Genomic DNA, 1,956 nt, shown 5'->3' on the forward strand with positions numbered 1-1,956 from the left:
ACTTCTTACTTCTTCCTTATTTCTAAATTGACTATTATAAAGCTTCTCGTAAAAACCACCCTTTACCATTAACTCTTCATGAGTTCCTTGCTCTATAATATTACCTTCATCTATAACTAAAATTAAATCCGCACTACGGATAGTGGAAAGTCTGTGGGCAATAACAAAGCTTGTTCTTCCCTTCATTATATTCTTCATAGCTTTTTGAAGTAATAGCTCTAGCCTAGTATCTACAGAGCTTGTTGCCTCATCTAATATCAATATGGCAGGATTTGATATTATAGCTCTAGCAATAGTTAACAACTGCTTTTCACCTTGAGATATATTAGATGCTTCTTCATTAAGAAACATGTTATACCCATCAGGGAGAGTCTTTATAAAGTGGTGTACATTAGCTATCTTAGCAGCTTCTATTATTTCCTCTTTCGTAGCATCAAATCTACCATACTTTATATTATCGTAAATTGTACCATTATACAGCCATGTATCTTGAAGAACCATTCCAAATATTGACCGTAGCTCTTCCCTCTTCATATCTCTAATGTCTACTCCATCTACCTTTATAGCTCCCTCTTTGACATCATAAAATCTCATAAGTAAGTTTATAAGAGTAGTTTTACCTGCTCCTGTAGGACCTACAATGGCTACCATTTGCCCACTCTTTACCTCTGCACTTAAGTCTTTTATTAATGGCTTGTCGTCACTATACCCAAACTTAACATGTTCAAAGGTAACATTACCACGTGGATTTTCTAATTTTATTGAATCTTCTTTATCTGAAATTTCTTCCTCCTCATTTAATATTTCAAATACACGATCAACTGCTGCAAAAGCTGATTGTATAGCTGAGGATAATTGAGTTACCTGAGAAAGAGGTTGATTTATCTGCCATATATAACGAATAAATGCTTGTAGGTTTCCAACAGTAATGGCACCTGCTATGGCATTAATTGCACCTAATACTCCAATGGCTGCAATTCCTAAATAACTTACTAGAGAAACTAGGGGTGACATTATACTTGATATAAATTGAGCTTTAAATCCAGTACTACAAAGTTCTTGATTTATATCTCCAAATTCTCTTATAACGTCATCTTGCTTTCCATATAGTTTTATCTCATTAAAGCCAGTATACATCTCCTGAACCTTACCGTTTAGGTTTCCTAAAGCATTTTGTTGATTATAAAACAGTTTTTGTGATCTTCCAACTATAACTCTAGATATAATATAGCTTATAGGTATTATAAGTATAGCTACTAGTGCCATCTTTACATTTATTGTAAACATCATTATCAAGGCAAAAGTTAATGAAAGAACTGCATTAACTACTTGAACAAAACTTTGCTGTAATGCATTAGATATAGTATCTATATCATTGGTAATACGACTTAATACATCTCCATAGCTATTTTTATCAAAGTAACTCACTGGTAATTTTCTAATTTTATCTTGAACTGCATTTCTTAAATCCCTCATGGTATTTTGAATTGCATTAGTTAACATGAAGCTAGCTGCATATGTTGATGCTGTACCTCCTACATATACAACGGCTAAAACTATTAAAATTTTTATTATATAATTAAAATTTACTGAAGCTCCTGCTACTCCTTTCGCCATATCAAAGGCATCCTTGGTAAGCTGAGTTATAATTAATCCTTCTGTCATGGGAGCTAGAGCAGTAAAGACCGCTGCTATAATTACAAATATTATGGCCCCTATAAAAGGCCATTTATAAGGTTTTACAAAGGGAGAAATTTTACTTACTGTATTTTTAATCTTCTTCATTATGCCAACTCCTCCTTTGTTAATTGTGATGATGCAATCTCTTTATATATATGGCAATTTTTCAGTAACTCTCTATGAGTTCCTATTCCAACTACTTCACCTTCATTTAATACTATAATTTTATCAGCATCCATAATAGAGCTTATTCTTTGAGCAACTATCAATACTACA

Annotated in this window: 1 protein-coding gene; it reads right to left on the reverse strand. The window is 32.7% G+C overall.

The annotated features are described in order from the left end of the window. On the reverse strand, nucleotides 1–1,785 hold a 1,785-nt coding region (locus B2671_RS00180; protein ID WP_346868583.1), incomplete at its 3' end, for an ABC transporter ATP-binding protein. Nucleotides 1,786–1,956: the final 171 nt, after the last annotated feature.

The sequence above is a fragment of the Clostridium sp. UBA5119 genome (assembly GCF_002414285.1).
GTDB classification, from domain to species: domain Bacteria; phylum Bacillota; class Clostridia; order Clostridiales; family Clostridiaceae; genus Clostridium_J; species Clostridium_J sulfidigenes.